The sequence below is a fragment of the Corallococcus llansteffanensis genome (genome assembly GCF_003612055.1).
Taxonomy (GTDB): domain Bacteria; phylum Myxococcota; class Myxococcia; order Myxococcales; family Myxococcaceae; genus Corallococcus; species Corallococcus llansteffanensis.
Genome location: NZ_RAWB01001020.1, coordinates 1 through 1,461, shown reverse-complemented (window position 1 = coordinate 1,461; position 1,461 = coordinate 1). Strand labels below are relative to the sequence as shown.

General features: G+C 70.2%; 1 protein-coding gene. It reads right to left on the bottom strand.

What is annotated here, in order from left to right; genetic code table 11:
- The coding region (locus tag D7V93_RS43000) for a non-ribosomal peptide synthetase (RefSeq protein WP_120648671.1) at nt 1–1,461 on the bottom strand (1,461 nt) is incomplete at both ends.

Here is a 1,461-nt window from a genome sequence, read left to right as displayed (position 1 = left end):
CAGCAGCGAGTTGCCGCCGAGGTCGAAGAAGTTGTCGTGGACGCCGACCTTGTCGAGGCGAAGGACGGACTGCCACGCGGAGGCAAGCTGCTGCTCCAGGGCGCTCTGGGGCGCGACGAAGCCGGTGTCCAGCGAGGGTCGCGCATCCGGTGCGGGCAGGGCGCGCCGGTCCAGCTTGCCGTTGGGCGTGAGCGGAAGCGCGTCCAGCGGCAGCAGGTGGGCGGGCACCATGTAGCCGGGCAACTGCTGCTGCAACGCGCGGCGCAGCTCGCTGACAGAGGGCGAGTCGGGAGCCAGCACGAGATACGCGACGAGGCGCTTGTCGCCGGGCACATCCTCGCGGACGAGGACGGCCACCTCGCGCACGCCCGGCTGGCGCGCCAGCGCGGCTTCAATCTCTCCCAGCTCGAGCCGGAAGCCGCGCAGCTTCACCTGGAAGTCGGTGCGGCCGAGGAACTCCAGCTGGCCATCCGCGCGCCAGCGGGCGAGGTCACCGGTGCGGTAGAGGCGGGCGCCAGGCGAAGTGCTGAAGGGATGGGGAACGAAGCGCTCGGCGGTGAGTGCGGGCTGGCCGAGGTAGCCACGCGCAAGGCCATCGCCGCCAGTGAAGAGCTCACCTGGGATGCCAATGGGTGAGGGCTGGCCGAAGCGGTCGAGGACGAAGACGGAGGTGTTGGAGATGGGGCGGCCGAGAGGGACGGAGGTGCCCACCTGGGAGGCGTCGGAGAGAGGAGCGCAGCAGGTGAAGGTGGTGTTCTCGGTGGGGCCGTAGCCGTTGACGAGGGTGCAGTGAGGCAGGCGGGTGAGCCAGGCGCGCACGTGCGAGGGCGAGAGGACATCACCGCCGGCCAGCAGGGTGCGCAGGGGCTGCAGAAGGGGCAGCAGGGAGTCGTCGAGGGAGTCGACGAGCTGGTGGAAGAGGCCCGCGGTCAGCCAGAGGGTGGAGACGCGGAAGAGGGAGACGGCGTGGGCAAGGGACTCGGCGGAAGGAGGCGAGGAGGGGAAGAGGGCCAGCCGGGCGCCATTGAGAAGCGGGGCCCACACCTCGAAGGTGGAGGCGTCGAAGGCGATGGGCGCCAGGTGGAGCACGACGTCATCGGCGCGAAGGGCGAAGAAGTTGGAGTGCATCACCAGGCGGATGACGGCCTGGTGAGGAACGCTGACGCCCTTGGGCCGCCCCGTGGAGCCCGAGGTGTAGATGACGTAGGCGAGGCCCTGGGGCGAGATGGAGAGACGCGGAGGGGACGAAGGCCGCGAAGCGACCGCGTCAGCGATCTCATCGAGGCACAGGGTGCGGTGCGAGCCCGACGGAAGGCGAAGAGCGAGCGCCGAGTGAGAGAGGACGAGGGAGGCGCGAGAGTCCTCGAGCATGAAGGCGAGGCGCTCGGCGGGGTAGCTGGTGTCGAGGGGGACGTAGGCGCCGCCCGCGGAGAGGATGGCCAGGAGGCTGACGATGAGGTC